This window comes from Paenibacillus terrae, from assembly GCF_000943545.1.
Taxonomy (GTDB): Bacteria; Bacillota; Bacilli; order Paenibacillales; family Paenibacillaceae; genus Paenibacillus; species Paenibacillus terrae_A.
Genome location: NZ_JTHP01000088.1, coordinates 1 through 15944, shown reverse-complemented (window position 1 = coordinate 15944; position 15944 = coordinate 1). Strand labels below are relative to the sequence as shown.

General features: G+C 47.1%; 16 protein-coding genes. 13 read left to right on the top strand and 3 right to left on the bottom strand.

What is annotated here, in order from left to right; translation table 11 throughout:
* The 5 genes from QD47_RS30265 to QD47_RS26450 all read left to right on the top strand — a co-directional run.
* Positions 1-1289, top strand: a 1289-nt coding sequence (locus tag QD47_RS30265; RefSeq protein WP_152643877.1) for a WIAG-tail domain, incomplete at its 5' end; no start/stop codon positions are given.
* Between the two features lie 156 nt (positions 1290-1445).
* Positions 1446-1967 carry a hypothetical protein gene (locus QD47_RS26465; protein ID WP_044648920.1) on the top strand — a complete coding sequence of 174 codons (522 nt, stop codon included), beginning with the start codon at positions 1446-1448 and terminating at the stop codon, positions 1965-1967.
* Between the two features lie 169 nt (positions 1968-2136).
* The gene (locus tag QD47_RS26460; RefSeq protein WP_044648919.1) at positions 2137-2850 is read left to right on the top strand and encodes a response regulator transcription factor; all 714 of its coding nucleotides are present in this window, start codon (positions 2137-2139) and stop codon (positions 2848-2850) included.
* Between the two features lie 2 nt (positions 2851-2852).
* Complete coding sequence (locus QD47_RS26455; protein ID WP_044648918.1) at positions 2853-4232, top strand: sensor histidine kinase; 1380 nt, start codon at positions 2853-2855, stop codon at positions 4230-4232.
* Positions 4233-4447: 215 nt separating this feature from the next.
* A complete protein-coding gene (locus QD47_RS26450; protein WP_044648917.1) occupies positions 4448-5515 on the top strand; it encodes an ABC transporter ATP-binding protein in 1068 nt (355 codons plus the stop codon).
* 146 nt (positions 5516-5661) lie between these two features.
* On the opposite strand, the gene QD47_RS26445 is transcribed toward QD47_RS26450, so the two are convergent.
* A complete protein-coding gene (locus QD47_RS26445; protein ID WP_044648916.1) occupies positions 5662-6945 on the bottom strand; it encodes a pectate lyase family protein in 1284 nt (427 codons plus the stop codon).
* 691 nt (positions 6946-7636) lie between these two features.
* Between QD47_RS26445 and QD47_RS26440 the strand changes: the two genes are divergently transcribed.
* Positions 7637-8374 carry a cyclase family protein gene (locus QD47_RS26440; RefSeq protein WP_044648915.1) on the top strand — a complete coding sequence of 246 codons (738 nt, stop codon included), beginning with the start codon at positions 7637-7639 and terminating at the stop codon, positions 8372-8374.
* 164 nt (positions 8375-8538) lie between these two features.
* Here the strand turns inward: QD47_RS26440 and QD47_RS26435 are convergent, their stop codons facing one another.
* A complete protein-coding gene (locus tag QD47_RS26435) occupies positions 8539-8952 on the bottom strand; it encodes a DUF4183 domain-containing protein (protein ID WP_044648914.1) in 414 nt (137 codons plus the stop codon).
* A 450-nt stretch (positions 8953-9402) separates the two neighbouring features.
* On the opposite strand from QD47_RS26435, the gene QD47_RS26430 reads away from it, so the two are divergent.
* Positions 9403-9921, top strand: coding sequence for a DUF4183 domain-containing protein (locus QD47_RS26430; RefSeq protein WP_200893526.1), 519 nt, complete (start codon positions 9403-9405; stop codon positions 9919-9921).
* A gap of 205 nt (positions 9922-10126) precedes the next feature.
* Here the strand turns inward: QD47_RS26430 and QD47_RS31215 are convergent, their stop codons facing one another.
* On the bottom strand, positions 10127-10384 hold the full coding sequence (locus QD47_RS31215; protein ID WP_235332371.1) for an oxidoreductase: 258 nt from the start codon (positions 10382-10384) through the stop codon (positions 10127-10129).
* A gap of 191 nt (positions 10385-10575) precedes the next feature.
* On the opposite strand from QD47_RS31215, the gene QD47_RS26425 reads away from it, so the two are divergent.
* From QD47_RS26425 to QD47_RS26400, 6 genes are all read left to right on the top strand, one after another.
* Positions 10576-11160, top strand: a complete 585-nt coding sequence (locus tag QD47_RS26425) for a TetR/AcrR family transcriptional regulator (protein ID WP_044648921.1) — start codon at positions 10576-10578, stop codon at positions 11158-11160.
* Positions 11161-11235: 75 nt separating this feature from the next.
* Entirely contained in the window at positions 11236-11817 is a 582-nt protein-coding gene (locus QD47_RS26420) for an NAD(P)H-dependent oxidoreductase (protein ID WP_044648912.1), read from the top strand.
* Between the two features lie 294 nt (positions 11818-12111).
* Positions 12112-13002 carry a carbohydrate ABC transporter permease gene (locus QD47_RS26415; RefSeq protein ID WP_044648911.1) on the top strand — a complete coding sequence of 297 codons (891 nt, stop codon included), beginning with the start codon at positions 12112-12114 and terminating at the stop codon, positions 13000-13002.
* Positions 13003-13024: 22 nt separating this feature from the next.
* A complete protein-coding gene (locus QD47_RS26410) occupies positions 13025-13894 on the top strand; it encodes a carbohydrate ABC transporter permease (protein ID WP_044648910.1) in 870 nt (289 codons plus the stop codon).
* 48 nt (positions 13895-13942) lie between these two features.
* Positions 13943-15697, top strand: coding sequence for a sensor histidine kinase (locus tag QD47_RS26405; RefSeq protein ID WP_044648909.1), 1755 nt, complete (start codon positions 13943-13945; stop codon positions 15695-15697).
* Positions 15698-15706: 9 nt separating this feature from the next.
* Positions 15707-15934, top strand: a complete 228-nt coding sequence (locus tag QD47_RS26400) for a response regulator (RefSeq protein ID WP_044648908.1) — start codon at positions 15707-15709, stop codon at positions 15932-15934.
* Positions 15935-15944 lie beyond the last annotated feature (10 nt).

Genomic DNA, 15944 nt, shown 5'->3' with positions numbered 1-15944 from the left:
CCATCCAGCCGCACCATCTGCACATCGGAACCATTCAAGGCGAGCATATCGCATCACAGGCGATATCAACTGATGCTTTGCAAAGTGAGTCTGTTACGTCCGACAAACTGGCGGAGGAAAGTGTGACGGCCGCCAAGCTGTCCGCCCACTCGGTACAGCCGTGGCACATTACGGACGAAGCGGTGCAAGGAAACCATTTGGCAGAAGAAGCGATTCAATCGAGCCATTTGGCCCCGGAAGCCGTCACCTCTGACCATTTGCAGGCTTCAGCGGTGATGACCCGGCATATTGCGCCGGGAAGTGTATCCGTTCACGCGCTCCAGGCAGGGAGCGTGAACGCTGAGAAGCTTGCGCTTCGGGCAGTGCGTGCTTCGAATCTGGCGGAAGCCAGCGTAAGCTCCGTACATCTGATGGAGCAAGCGGTACACCACCAACATCTGGCTGATGGGTCGGTACAGGAATCGGCGCTGGCTGAAGGCGCGGTGCAATCAAGGCATATCGCCTTGGATTCCGTCCAGTCGGAGCATCTGCAAGCAGGTGCCATCCAGCCGCAGCATATAGGCTGGCAGGTGGTGTCGGAAGACGCAATGCAGGAAGGAGCGGTTACGTCCAGCAAGATCGTGAATGGAGCGGTACAGTCCTGGCATGTGGCCGAGGAGTCCATTGAAGGCCGACACATTGGCGAGGAAGTCATTGATACGTATCACCTGAAGCCAGGGGCGGTGACGCTGGCTCAGCTATCCACAGATATTCACCTCTCGGGGCTTTTGCCGGAGGAAGGTATCAGTGGCGACAGACTCCAGGCAGATAGTGTATCTCGAAGCCATCTGAAAGCTCAGGCCGTCGACAGCGAGGTGCTGAGCCCGGAAGCTGTAGGATCGGAGCATCTACAGACCGCTGTGGTACAAAGCCATCACTTGGCAGAGCAAAGCATTGAAGGGCATCATCTGGTGGAAGGCTCCGTAGGCTCGCGTGAGCTGGAGCTGAACGCAGTGAAGCCGGAGCATCTGAGCATCACCCCGGTTCGTACCTGTGCCAATCAGTCCGCATTGCAGCAGTTTGGCAGAGCGCCGTTTCTTTTGAAGGGCAGCGAAGGAGAGACGGAAGTGACCATTATATTCGCAGAGCCTTTTATGAACCCGGACTATACGTTGGTAGCGATGACGAACCATCCTCTCTTTCATGCGACGCTGAAATCGCAGACGCCGAATGGAGCGGTGATCGTAGTAACCAAATGGAACGAAACCGCGCACAACTACGGTATTGTTTCCTGGATTGCCATCGGTTAGTGAATTCAATTGTGTAAAACTTATAGCGTGCAGACTCACGTATTTTCTGAATACGGGGCTGCACGCTTTTTCATATACTTTTCACACATTTGTTCCACAATTATCCCGAATTCTCCTGATAAGCTAAAGATACTTTAAAGGAGAGGTGATACAATCATGAAAAAATGGACTAAAAATGCAGCAGCCTTATTGACCGTAGTAAGCGTACTGGGAGGAGCAAGCAGTGCATTCGCCGCTACAGCAACTCCAGCCACAACTGCACCAGCAACGAAAGCACCGGCGGTTACGACCCCGGCTACCAAAGCACCAGCAGTAAAAGCACCTGCGACGAAAACACCAGTGGTGAAAGCACCTGTTAAAAAAGCTGCAACAGCTCATAAAGCAACAACAGCTAAAAAAGCTCCTGCCAAAAAAGCTGTTGCCAAAAAAGTAGCCCACAAAGCAAAAGCAGTAAAAGCGAAGCATCGTACCGTTAAACATCATGTGAAAAGACAAAATGCAGTAAAACATAAAGCGACAGCTCACAAAACTCGTGCACACCATGTTGTAGCTAAAAAAGTGGCTCATAAAGCTCCTGTTAAAAAAGTGACTCATGCAAAAACAGTGGTAAAAACAGCTCCAAAAACAGCAGTGAAAACAGCTCCAAAAGCAGCTAAAGTGGTAACAACCAAGAAATAAGGTTGGAGCGCAATTCGCTTCCAGCTCGCCTGGCATATACAGCAGCGAGTCATGATAAGAAAAGACGGGACCGGGGACGGTATACCCGTCTTTTGTCTATTTTGCTAGGCTTCTGTTAAGCTTATAGAGAGGATGAAATCATCCAGAACAACGGCAAGGGGTTAAGGTCATGACAAAAATAGTGGTAGTAGATGATGACGTGTTCATTTTGCAATTAATATCTGAATATTTAAAAAAGGAATCCTACGAGGTGACTTCCTTTTCCAGTGGAAAAACACTGGTAGAGCATATCCGTACCGACCATCCGGATTGTCTCGTTCTCGATATCATGATGCCCGGAATTGATGGACTTTCCCTGTTGACTCAGCTGCGTGAATTTACGGAAATGCCGATTATTATGATCTCCGCTCGCGGGGAAGAAAGTGACCGTATTCACGGGCTGGAGCTGGGATGCAGCGATTTTTTAACTAAGCCATTCAATCCTCGGGAGCTGGTTGGCAGAGTCAAAGCCATGCTGAGGCTGACCAAGGCCGGAACATCTGTACCGGACGATAAGGAGGCAGCAGAGGCAGTCGGAAATGTATGTCGTGCGGGCAATCTGTGTATTTTCGCTGAATTTCGTAAGGTAACGGTGGACGGTCAAGAGCTGAATCTAACCTCGCGTGAATATGATTTGCTGTTGTTTCTTTCGAATCATTTGGAAAGACCTTTTGGCAGGGAGCATCTGATTCAGCAGGTGTGGAGCTATGATTTTATAGGTGATGTGAGGGTCGTGGACGATCTGGTCAAACGGATTCGTAAAAAGCTGGCGGAATACCACTCTACGCTCGTCATTAATACCGTTTGGGGATTCGGATATAAAGCAACGGTTCAGGAGCAGTAGCCATGCGTACGATGAGAGCTAAAATACTGCTGTCTCTATCCATCGCAATGCTCATTACCGTTTGTATTACGGTGGTTTTGTTCATCAGGCTTATCGACGACCTTCTTGTAAATCAGGCTAAATCCAAGCTTCATGAGCAGGCACGCAAAGCCGTCCATATTATGAGCGACGGAGGCTTTGACCGGCTGGATAACGCTGAGCTTAACTATGTTATCAAAGGTATGCTTTTGTCTGCCGATTATTTTATTTTAAGCACGGATAACCGCATCATCGACTCCAGTGTTTCTGGAATGGAGGGCAAGAAGATAGAGAGTTTGCTATTAATCCGTCAGGGATTTTTTGCATCCGTTCATCCGTCTGATCATGATCTGGCTATCGTACATGAAGGGGTTGCTGTGCTCCAAGGTAAAAAGATACTGTTTACAAATGAAGAACTGCCTGGGCAGCCTTTTCGTATTTTTGTATATTCACCGCTGTCTTCTTTAAGAGCGCTGTATGTGCCATTAATGAGAACCACGCTGCTATCCATTGTCGCGAGCTTTGTCGTCATTCTCGTCATTGGACTGATGGTCGTTTCACGCCTGGTGCGCCCACTCAAACGTCTGAAGGAGGCCGTAGGCAACTATGAACCGAATCAACCGCAGGATAGTGATTTTCCACAGGCAGACAAAAGCGAGATTGGCGAGCTGATCGGTACTTTTCACTCCATGTCTACCCGTATACAGCAGCATCACCACGGTCAAATTGAATTTTTGCAAAATGTATCTCACGAGCTAAGGACACCGTTAATGTCCATTCAAGGCTACGTTTACGCCATTCAGGATCAGGTGGTATCCCAGGATGAGGGGCTTAGTATCATTAAAGTGCAGTCCCAGCGATTGATTGACATGGTGGAAAAGCTGCTTCAGCTATCGAGGCTGGAGGCGTTGAACGAAGAATGGCCTGTCTCTCTGATTGATCTTAGAAGCATGGCAGAGGACGCTGTTCATTTGTTGATGCCGGTGGCTGCCGAACGCTCGATCTCGCTTCGCGTGGAGGGGGAGGGCCTGCATGTGGCTGTTCCGGCCGAGCAATTATTCCGTATGATGCTGAATTTGTTGCAAAATGCGGTTCGGCATACCTCCACGAAGGTTGTCATCCATTTGGAGGCGGGAACGACACCGGAGGTCGTATGGATAATCCATGTGGATGACGACGGAGAAGGTTTAACCGAAGAAGAGGCGGCTGAGGTGTTTGGACGATTCTATACCGGCTCGAACGGTGTTACAGGTCTGGGATTAGCTATTTGCCGCCAAATTGCCTCCCGGCTGAACGGAGAACTGATCTGCACACGCTCGCCATTGGGTGGAGCACGGTTCAGCTATATTCAACGCATGTTATAAATGAGTGCAAAAAATGGTTAAAAATGATCGTTTTTCTGGATAAACATTCCGTTAATATAACACAAGATGACAGGTTTTAGGTATTATTGCAGATATAGCTTGACTGGCGGGTACTAAACTGAGTAAAATTAATCGTATATACCTTGACTCTTGAACGTCGTTTTTTTAGATAGTGGTCAATAATAGTGGTTAATAATAAATGAAAGAGTGATGAGATGAACCGCCTTTTGGAAGTGAAGGACTTAACGATATCTTTCAAGACCCGCCAGGGACTAGTGCAGGCCATTCGTGGCGTAAACTTTCATGTCAATAAAGGAGAGACGCTGGCGATCGTGGGCGAATCCGGCTCAGGCAAAAGTGTAACTTCACAGGCTGTGATGAAGCTGATTCCGACCCCTCCCGGTATTTATCAAAAGGGTCAAATTATTTTTGACGGACAAGAGCTGATTAATAAAACGGAAAAGCAGATGCAGAAAATTCGCGGTAAGGAAATCGGACTGATTTCTCAGGACCCGATGACCTCGCTTAACCCGACGATGAAAGTCGGCAAGCAAATCACGGAAGTGCTTTTCAAGCATGAAAAAATATCCAGGGATGCTGCTCATAAACGTGGTATTGAGCTGCTTAATCTGGTAGGTATTCCACATCCGGAGCAGCGTTTTAACCAGTATCCGCATGAGTTCAGTGGTGGTATGCGTCAACGTGTCGTTATCGCGATGGCATTGGCTGCCAATCCGAAGCTCCTGATTGCCGATGAGCCGACGACTGCACTGGATGTAACGATTCAAGCTCAAATTTTGGAGCTGATGAAGGACCTTCAAAAGAAGATCGACACTTCCATCATCTTTATTACCCATGATCTTGGCGTTGTAGCGAAGATGGCGGATCGTGTTGCTGTTATGTATGCCGGACAAATCGTGGAAACGGGTACAGTTAATGAAGTTTTCTATAACCCAAAACATCCATATACATGGGGACTTCTCGCTTCCATGCCAAGTTTGGACAGCCACGGTCAGAAGCTGGCAGCGATTCCGGGTACCCCTCCTGATTTGCTTCATCCGCCTGTAGGGGATGCTTTTGCAGCCCGCAGTGCTTATGCGATGAAGATTGACTTTGAGAAAGAGCCTCCACTCTTTCAATTATCCGATACGCATTTTGTGAAATCATGGTTACTGCATCCGGATGCGCCTGCGGTTGAGCCGCCAGAAGCGGTAAAGGCCAAGCTTCGCAAGCTGGATAATGCATTTGAAAAGCCCGTTTTGGTAGAACAATACGGCGGTTAATGTGTAATGTAGTTTGTAAATAAACCGAGTCAAAATAAAAGAAGGGCTGTTCTCTCCGTGGAAGAATCTACGGTGGGAGCAGCCTTTTTGGTGTGAAGCCCCAGGTTGTGGGAGCCTGTGGCTATTGGAGCTAGCGGGGCAGTTTTTTACAGCTTGCCGGAACCGGCTTGGGAAGTGACTTCTGCCTTCACGCTGGCGGATGGAGAAATCTTATCGTTCAGCGATGGTTTCCAGCCTACAGAAGAGCTAAGACCCGCGCTGGAGCCTGCATTTACGGCTTGTCCATTCAGGAGAGTGCCTGTGTCGGACAGGGCGGTGCCTCCAAAGACAGTTATGATTTTAGCTGCGGACAAACCTGCAACGTCGATAACATTGTTTTCGGCAAAAATTTTGGAGAATTTGCCTGCGCCCCATATATACAGCGAAGGATATTCGGAGCGTTTTACATCACCTGTATAGTAATTGTTGTACAGATGGACTTGTCCATACCGCACGCGTGGTGTGCGTTGTACCGTGTTTTCATAATAATTGTGATGCAGGGTTACACGTAAAGCCCCTTCATCTGCTGTTTTGCTGTCGCTATTTCCAATAATTGACGTTTTATCATGATCGTAAAAGTGATTGTAAGAAGCAGTAACCAAATCGCCTTGGTTAATCACATCGAGAAGTCCATCATGATGCTGATATTCTTGACCGTAAAAGGTGCCGTTTTGGCTATCGGGGCGAGATCCATCATTGAAGGAATTGTGGTCTACCCATACATGTGTGGCGCCGTTAATTGTAATGGTGTCATATTCCGAATTCCAGTTGCCTGTACTACCGTCAGTTGGGTCCCACTGAGGGAAATAATCGTAGGCATCCTGGAATTCAATATTACGGATAATGACGTTGTCTGTCCCTTTCTTCAGTTGGAAGTTTGCGCCGTTAATGACGGCATCGCTACCCAGACCAACAATCGTTGTATTGGACGGAATATCAATGACGACACGACTGGCCTGATTTTTTTGTGAGGCCTCACGTGCCTTTTCCAATGTGCCAGACGGAAGCTTTTTACCCCATGTGGACGGGTCATACGCTTTAAGATATGCATCAAAATCATATTTAGTGTCCTTGTAATCATTCAATCCTAACGGCTTGTTATTGTCATCGACATTGGCATTGATTGTGCCTTTGACATAAATGATTTTAGGAGTTGTATTACTGCTTTTACCTAAGGCATCCACAAGTAGTTTGCGATTTGTTACGGTGAAAATATTGGAAGCTGTAGCTGCAGATCCGCCTGTCGTGCCTGTAGAAAAGGCTGCCCATCCGTTCTTGCTGCCGAGCACCTCCTTACCAATATCGCCTGCCGCATGAGCGGGTGTGCCAAGAGGAGCAAGGGTAGTGAACAGCAGAGCTGCTGCAATGCCGAGTGAAAATCTCTTTTTCATAAAGTTACCTCCGTATATGGGGTTAGTGGAGTAGACGAACGAAGGGAGTCCCGGGTGCTCCTATGGTTTCTACTTTTCTATCATACTTCGTGTTCCAGTATTTGTTAATATAATAAAAGTTACATACTAAAATATTTGTCGAAAATTTTACATAACACAATACACCCCTATTTTTTTCCATTCATAGCGAGTTTATACTAATGAAAACGTTAACAATCACATGGGATGGGAATTGTATATATGAATATATGGAATTGTTTTTGTATTTTTTACTCGAAAAATCATTATTTTCCGTATTCGGAATCCTCACTTTCCGTGGAAAAATACTGGGAAGCCAACAAACTTCATGCTATAATTCAAATTAGTAAATATTTCAAATTTTATATAATTACAACAACACTAGCAATAGGTCTTACACTAAACAAATGGAGGTGAGCATGGATTAGCTGAAAATGTTAACGATTTCAATCCAAGAGGAGGAATATCAAATGTTAAGAAACTGCTCATTTTATCGCAGATTTTGTCTGGCTGCGTGGGCAGTCCTGTTGCTCATAACCGCCGCTCCAAGCTGAAATATATAGATGAATAGCACCATTCTGATCTATATATTTCTGATTACAAGTCACTTTGTGGATTTTCGCAAAATCCTCAGGTACAATCCTTGTAACATAGCTGAGGAGGAATGGGCATCATGGCAGAGCATTTAGCAGATATCTTGAAGTTATTGAAGCAAAAAGAGTGGGTGGATTTGTCCCACGCCTTTTATCCTGAAATTCCTCATTTCCCGGTATTCGATGATGTTCAGGTAGACACGCTGTTTACCCATGACGATGGTTTTTTTGTGAAGCAATACCGCTTTCCGGGTCAGTATGGTACTCATATTGACGCGCCAGTTCATTTTGTGAAGGGCAAACGTTATTTACATGAGCTTTCCTTGAAGGAACTGGTTCTGCCACTGGTCGTTATCGATCGTTCAGGAGCTGTCGCCGCTAATCCCGACTATGAGCTTACGGTTGCGGATATTGTAGACTTTGAGAAGGAGCATGGACGAATTGTCGATCAAGCTTTTGTAGCCTTTCGCAGTGATTGGAGCAAGCGTTGGCCTGATTCGGAAGCTTTTTCGAACAAGGATGCAGCCGGAGACGCACACAGCCCGGGCTGGTCGCTGGAAGCGCTGCGCTTTTTGTTGGAAGAACGGAATGTGGCTGCGATCGGACATGAAACGCTGGATACCGATTCCTCCGTGGCCTATCGCAAAGCAGGCAAGCTGGTAGGGGAATATTACATATTGGAACAGGATCGTTATCAGGTTGAGGTGCTGACGAATTTGGACAAGGTGCCCGCGACGGGTGCTGTTATTTATAATATCGTTCCGAGCATTCAGGATTCCCCCGGATTTCCGGTACGTTCCTTTGCTATTTTGCCTTAATCATTCGATTTCCAGTAACATGAATCCGATCATGACATGATCATAAACAAGGAAAGGCCGATTACAGACATGAATATCTGTGATCGGTCTTTTAAGATCTATATGAGCAGTATGCAGCCTCATTCATATTCCGTCTATCTTTAATTTAAGATTTTGAAACGTTCTCAAGAAGTAATAGTGACGGTAGGAGCAGAAATGGTAGGCTGAGTTGTTATAGTGGTGGTGGTAGAACCGAAATTTACCAATTCCACGGTAACTGGAACACCCACTGATACGTCTATTGTGTCAAGGACCAGACTTGCAGTTGTAAGGGTGGATAAGGAACTTTGCTGAAGTACCCCGTTAATATACACACTGAGAGTATCGGCAGTCGTTACTGCTGGAAAAGCAGTGATCGCAGCTCCAGCGTCATCTGTGAATTCTCCTGCAAGAATCGTTGTCTCTGTTGCTCCGATATCCCCAGCTACAATCGCAGCAAAGAAACGAGTCATGGTTGGAGCAATAGTAGTTGTTATGACACCGCCGCTTGCGACTGGAGCTGTAGCAACCGCTGTAAAAACAGGTTTTATTATTGGCATATTTTTTATCTCCTTTCTTTCCTGGTGTGAACCATTCTCTGGTTCATAATCAATAAATGAGTTTGAAGCAGATTCGGAAACGGCATATTAACCTTTATGTTAATAATTAGGATGGATAAAGGAAGCCCTATTTTCTGCAAAAATGGATGAAAGCGATTTCCTGATAGCTGCCTGTTGCAAATGCCTAAAACCCAACAGGATGATGTGCATACAATATCATAGAGATGAGAAAAGGAGGTGTAAACGGCTGGTATGGGCAAACGCAACTCCTCACTAAGGAGGCATGGAAAGCTAACCGCACTTTGTAGATTCATCAGACGTAAGAAATGTATAACAAGTTTTAAATTCAGGCGTAGAAGAAAGAAGGGGCTACATTCCAAAAAGCATCCAAAGCTAATCATGCATCGGCGGCATTGCAACATTCCTGCCAAACGACGCAGAAGATTGAGCTTGACGGGAAAGCAAGGTATACCGGGTCCGGTAGGGCAGCAGGGCAAATCCGGCTCGGCAGGAGGGCAAGGCGTAGCGGGCTCGCTAGGCGTGCAAGGTCCGCCAGGTGCACAAGGTCTTCAGGGTCTAGCAGGAGCGAATGGCCTACCCGGCTCAGCAGGAGCACAGGGAATATCGGGCGCAACAGGTCCTTCTGGCCCGGCGGTCGACATTACGGATATTGAAATTGTCCCTACCGCTAAACGGTATTTTTATTTTACCCCCGAGGATATTCAATCTTCGGTCACGATTAGGGTGGATCAATTCTCTGTTGATGGAATGCAGGAAGCTTTTCAACTGTTTAATGTCGGAAGCAACAGCTATGCCAATTTGTATATTAACGGAATGATACAAGAAAGCACTTCGTATAGCCTAACGCCTTCTTCAGTGACGATTCACCTCGACGAAGGAGAAACGATTTACTCCGATACACCCATTATTGTGGAAATCGTTCAATTTAGGGCGCGATATAGTGCGTGATACAGTGCGTCCTACGGCAGCAGTCGAAATATCAGCAGCCTGACGAATGGCCTCCGAGTATGGCACTTGATAGCCCGGATACACGCTCGGCACGTCCGGCAATACACCGCAGGTGCTGACATCGATCAAATCTACACCTTGTGCTTTCATATAGTGAGTATATTGAATGGAATCCTGTAATCCATTGCCCAGTGGGCTATATTCGTCAGCGGAAATCCGTACAAACAATGGGCCGCTCCACACCATGCGAAGCCCGCTTGGCGGCTTCATTGAAGGCAAGCACAAGGTTGTGAATTTCTTCAATGGACAGTGCATGGGTCGCCCGTTCGCGGTGAGGCAAACCAGAGGCAGATACAGTTGTTTCCTGAGGCAATGAGCCTTTGCGCCCGGCGTGCCAGAGCTGGAGGCCAGCTTTGGAGTCTTGATCATGGATGGCTTGTACGACTTTTTGCAGCGGGCCAATATGCTCGTCGCTCCATAAGCCGAGGCTACCCGAATCTTTCCCCTGCGGGGTAACCGCACACGGTTTAGAACGTCCATTTTTATTTGGTTACATATCCATTTTTATATTAATAAAACAAGACGATAGTTATCCTTTTTCGCCTTGCATAAATATCATTTGCAATTTAGTTAGTTATCACTTACTATATGCTTATGAACAAGAAAACACATGTAGATAGCAAGAAGAAGGATATTATGCAAGCAGCTATGCGCTTATTTGCAACCAAAGGCATCGACGGCATTTCTGTCAAAGAAATCGGGGAGGCTGCCGGTGTGACGGATGCCGCGATTTATAAGCATTTTAAGAGTAAAGATGCGATGGCCTTGGAAGTATTCGGGCAGTATTGCAACAGCTACACTACGTTGATTGACTTCTATCGCAAGCAGAGCGGGAGCTTTATTAGCCGTTTTCATCAACTGGTGGACGAGGTGCTTGTGATGCACGATGAAGACCAGTATGGTCTGCTTCTGTTATCACAGCATCATGAGCTGTATGTAGAGGCCAGCCAAAGCTCGAATGTCCGGCAGCCGCTAGAGGCGTTAGTCGAATTTATTGAGCAGGGGATTCGGCACGGAGAACTGCCCAAGCAGGATGCCCAGCTATCCGGTGTGCTCATTATTGGAGCCATTACACGCTTGTCCGTGTCCAGTCTGGAGGGTGAATTGCCCCAGCAGCTTATTCCGTTTGCAACGGAAGTCAAGGAACGTTTAACCGCTTTATTAAGTCAAGGTCAGTAGTGACCTTTTCTTTTTAAATATAAAGTTAGTGTTTTCTAACTAAAAAATAAAATATGAGAGTAGGAAGTGGCTCGAATGTCTAAAAAGATATTGGTTATTCAAGGAAATCCGGTCGCTGGCAGTTATGGAGAAGCGCTGGCTCAATCTTATGTAAAAGGAGCGGAAGCTGCAGGGGCAGAGGTGCGTTTATTGCAGTTGTCTGCGTTGGACTTTAATCCTAATTTACTCGGTGGTTATCGCAATAAATTGCCGCTGGAGCCGGATTTGATCATGGCTCAGGAATCCATTAAATGGGCAGAGCACCTGGTTTTCGTTTTTCCGATCTGGTGGGGGAGCTTGCCTGCATTAATGAAGGGTTTCATTGATCGTACTTTTATGCCAGGATTTGCGTTTAAGTATCAAAAAGGAAAGCCGTTGCCTGACAAGCTCTTAAAAGGCAGAACGGCCCGCCTCATCACAACGATGGACGGCCCGCACTGGTATTACCGATTTTTCCAGGGACAGCCCGGGCATCGGATGATGAAGGATTCCACGCTGCATCTATGCGGTGTCAAACCGGTGCATTCTACTGCGATTGATCTCATGAATAAGAAAACAGATCAACAGCGCAACGATTGGCTGGGCAAGGTCGAGCAGCTAGGACGCAGCATGAGTTAAGTTTTCATGATGAAGGGATCAGCCTGATTCCATTGCTGGATTTAATGAATCAGTGGGGACAGGATCATCAAAAGCTGAGAGCTGCATCGGAGTAGATTGGTTAATCGAATAGGGTCAGCCTAACAGTCTCTCTTTGAAGTAAAAGAGGGGCTGTTTTTGGCACGTCTCACAGGGCTACATCTGGGAGATGATCCGGCTAAAGTAACATTCTCCCCTTTGAAAAGTTGATTTCCCTATCCCGTCCTGTTTTTCGTTCCCTCTATAATCAGATTAAAGATTCTAGGGGGGCATTTTATGAAACTGAAAAAAGTACACGCCTATGTGTTTGTATTCCCGAGTTTGTTTCTGACCCTTGTGTTTGGCATCTATCCTCTGCTTTGGGCGCTCCGCTATATGTTCTATGATTATCAGGGCTTCGGGACGCCTGTTTTTATTGGCCTTGATAATTTTGCGCGAGTTCTGCGAGACCAGCAATTCTGGTCCTCCGTGGGAAATACCGGGATTTACGCTCTCGGCAAGCTGTTCATCACCATTCCAATGTCTCTGGTTTTGGCTATTATTTTGAATCGCAAGTTAAAGGGACGTTCCTTGCTGCGGGCGATTTATTATGTGCCCACGATTTTCAGCGCCTCGGTGATGGCGATCGTCTTTTTTATTATCTTCAACTCCTACAACGGAATTTTGAACCAACTGCTGCTCAAGTATCATCTTGTCTCTGCCCCGATTAACTGGCTTGGTGCCGATCAAGCCATGCTGACCACCATTATCATCGCCATCTGGGGCGCTGTGGGCAACTACATGCTACTGTTCCTCGCTGGTCTTCAAGGCATTCCCAACGACCTTTACGAAGCGGCTTCGCTTGACGGTGCTAATGAGTTCCAGAAGCTTAAGTATGTGACGATTCCGATGCTGGGACCTGTTATGCAGATGATCATCATGCTGGCCATTACCATCTCCCTCAAGGGCTATGAGAGCATCATGGTGCTGACCGAAGGTGGTCCTTATGGAAAAACAGAGGTGATGTATCTGTATCTGTTCAAGTTGCTGTTTCCGGTGTCGGCTGAAAGCCAGTCGCTCCAGCAATTGGGTTACGGCAGTGCCGTCGGCTTCACTACAGCGTTGCTTGTAGGGGGAGTTACGTTCATCTACTTCCGTATTTCCAAGAAGCTGAATGATATTTACTAGAAGCAGGCAGGAGGAGAACAGAATGAATCCTACTCATACCAACCATACCTTATCCCCGAAGCTGGTGCGCTGGACTGGCAAGACAGTGCTCTGGGTGTTCCTGCTCACGACGGCCATTCTAGCGATATTCCCGATTGTCATCGTGGTACTCGGCTCGTTCAAGACGAATCAGGAGCTGACCAGCAGTGCAACCATCTGGCCACAAAGCTGGCACTTTTCCAACTATGTTCAGGCCTGGAAAAACGCCCATTTCTCCCGCTTTACCCTGAACAGCATTTTTGTAAGCGTGGCTACGACAATCGGTACTCTGCTGGTCGCGTCCATGTCCGCCTATGCAGTGAACCGGGTACATTTTATCGGCAAAAAGGCGTACTCTCTGCTCATGGCATCCACCTTGTTTATCTCGATCGGGGCTGTAGTGCTGCGTCCGCAATTTGACTTGATGGTCATGCTCGGTCTGAACAAGACGCTGTGGGGCATCATCATTATACTGGTCAGCACACATGCCACCTGTTATTTCATGCTGATTGGATTCTTCAGAGGTATTCCCAAGGATCTTGACGAGGCAGCGATGATTGACGGCTGCAACTTTTATTCGGTGTATTGGCGGATTGTGCTCCCGTTGCTGCGGCCTGCGCTTGCCGTTGCCGGGCTCTCAGCCTTCCAGGGCTCATGGAATGAGTATATTTTGCCGCTTGTGTTTACGATGAGTAATCCGGAATTGCAGACGCTCCCAGTAGGATTGGCTAATCTTCGGTACGGTATCGGAGCTGCCGCGGAGGTTCAACTGATGATGGCTGGCGCCTGCCTGTCCATTCTGCCGCTTCTGGTGGTCTATGTGTTCGCCAGTAAATCGTTTATGCAAGTTACCGCTGGTGCTGTCAAGGGGTAGAGTAACTTGGGTTCTGTTGATACAATGGGCTTCAAGGAGTGATGGCCAATGAGACTCAGTTTCTACAAGCTTTCTCTGAAAAAGAGAATTCAACTGCTATTTATTTTCCTGGCCATATTGTGCATAAGCGTGACGGGGATCTGCTCTTATCTCTTTGCCGCTCGAAGCATCGAGCGCAATGCCTTGCAGCTTAAGCAGGGAATTTTAAAAAAATCAGTGCAGGTGATGGATGAACATCTCAGGCATATTGTAGTTTCGTCTTATTCCTTTATGCTGAATGAAACGTTCAACCAGGTGATGAAGGATGTGCGCAGCAATAATGCTTTCAATTATTATCAGAATCTGTCCTTGTTGCAGACTTCGTTTGCCCAGTTGAAGCTGGTAGAGCCGCTGATTGATACAGCTTATCTGAGCACGCCAATCGGCGATTTCTTCTCCACCAAAGATTTTCCCGACCGGACGAAGCACTTTTCGGAAGAATATGGAACCTATACAAAGCAGATAGGCTGGAATACCCTGTGGATCGTGACCCATCGCAACGAGCTGTTTCAGTGGAAAGGCAATGTGCTGTCGTTGCTGCTAAAGCCGACTGTGCTGGACAATCATTATATTCCGAATGTATATATGGTTGTGAACATGAGAGAGCAAGCTATGCGGGCCATTCTGGAGCAGGATCTGATGAATAATCAGGTTCAGCTTTTTTTGCTACAAAAGGATGGAACGATGGTGATCCAGCCCGAAGACCGGCAGTATGATTTTAATACAGGACGGGAGTTTATCGACCATTTCAGCAGGGGAGGAGAAGGTGATTTCAATTATACGAATGCCCAGGGAGAGGAATTGCTGGTCAATTACAACACACTGTCCATGAATGAGGATTGGGTGATGGTCAGCATCCAGTCCAAGGCCGATCTACTGTATCCGTTGAAGAAGATCCGCTGGCTGATCATCTGGATTATGCTGTTCTGCATTGTGCTCGCGCTTATCTTGTCCAACCTGCTGGCCTCCGCTTTATTGAAACCGCTTCATAAACTACAGAGCCTGATGGCTAAGGTGGAATACAATGATCTGGATGTACGGTTCAACAGCAGGTATGAGGATGAGGTGAGCAGTGTTGGCCATACATTTAACCGGATGCTGGATCAGATTCAGTTGCTGATTCAGGAGGTGCGGACTTCGGAGCAGGACAAGCGCAAATCCGAGGTCAAGGCGCTTCAGGCGCAGGTGGACCCTCATTTTTTGTATAACACGTTGAATACTATTTTTTGGAAAAGCGAAAGCGGCGAGAAAAAAGATGTTAGTGAGATGATTGTCTCCTTGTCGCTATTGTTCCGGCTAGGACTGAACAACGGGAACGATATCACTACCTTGAAACAGGAAATTAAGCATGTCGAGCAATATTTGCAATTGCAGCAAAAATGCTATGAGGACCTATTTACGTATTCGATCCATGTTGAAAATCTATCATATCTTTCCATTCCAATGTTGAAAATACTACTTCAGCCACTGGTGGAGAACTCCATCCTGCATGGGTTTCGAGACAAGGCTGCTCTTGGCAATATCTTCATCAAAGTGTACCGCCAAGGCGAGTTCCTGCTGTTACAAGTGACCGACAACGGCTGCGGAATGGATGCCGGTCAGATGGAAAAGGCTGTGTACGAGCATGATGTCCACCGCAAGGGTTATGCGCTGTCCAATCTCCGGAGCAGGCTCAGTCTGCATTACGGGGAGTCGGCTTCCATTACGTTCAGGAGTATTCCAGACATCGAGACGACCGTTACCATCACAATCCCGTTTATGTAGGAGGTCAGAATGGATCACTTGACGATGTGTGTTATGGATGATATTCAAGCCGTTGTAAAAGGGATATCCGCGACCATTCCATGGTCGGATCACAATATTGAGGTTGTGGGCACCGCAGGCGATGGTGAGCATGGTTGGACTCTTCTGCTGGAGAAAGATCCGGATATCGTCATCAGTGATATCCGGATGCCGAAGCTCAACGGTCTGGAGCTGATGAGGCGCGCTTCTGGCCAATGAGTCGTCGTGT

Coding starts and splice junctions, on each gene's coding strand:
- QD47_RS26465 (WP_044648920.1), top strand. CDS start 1,446: ATGAAAAAATGGACTAAAAATGCAGCAGCCTTATTGACCGTAGTAAGC.
- QD47_RS26455 (WP_044648918.1), top strand. CDS start 2,853: ATGCGTACGATGAGAGCTAAAATACTGCTGTCTCTATCCATCGCAATG.
- QD47_RS26400 (WP_044648908.1), top strand. CDS start 15,707: ATGGATCACTTGACGATGTGTGTTATGGATGATATTCAAGCCGTTGTA.
- QD47_RS26445 (WP_044648916.1), bottom strand. CDS start 6,945: ATGAAAAAGAGATTTTCACTCGGCATTGCAGCAGCTCTGCTGTTCACT.
- QD47_RS26450 (WP_044648917.1), top strand. CDS start 4,448: ATGAACCGCCTTTTGGAAGTGAAGGACTTAACGATATCTTTCAAGACC.
- QD47_RS26415 (WP_044648911.1), top strand. CDS start 12,112: ATGAAACTGAAAAAAGTACACGCCTATGTGTTTGTATTCCCGAGTTTG.
- QD47_RS26420 (WP_044648912.1), top strand. CDS start 11,236: ATGTCTAAAAAGATATTGGTTATTCAAGGAAATCCGGTCGCTGGCAGT.
- QD47_RS26435 (WP_044648914.1), bottom strand. CDS start 8,952: ATGCCAATAATAAAACCTGTTTTTACAGCGGTTGCTACAGCTCCAGTC.
- QD47_RS26410 (WP_044648910.1), top strand. CDS start 13,025: ATGAATCCTACTCATACCAACCATACCTTATCCCCGAAGCTGGTGCGC.
- QD47_RS26425 (WP_044648921.1), top strand. CDS start 10,576: ATGAACAAGAAAACACATGTAGATAGCAAGAAGAAGGATATTATGCAA.
- QD47_RS26405 (WP_044648909.1), top strand. CDS start 13,943: ATGAGACTCAGTTTCTACAAGCTTTCTCTGAAAAAGAGAATTCAACTG.
- QD47_RS26460 (WP_044648919.1), top strand. CDS start 2,137: ATGACAAAAATAGTGGTAGTAGATGATGACGTGTTCATTTTGCAATTA.
- QD47_RS26440 (WP_044648915.1), top strand. CDS start 7,637: ATGGCAGAGCATTTAGCAGATATCTTGAAGTTATTGAAGCAAAAAGAG.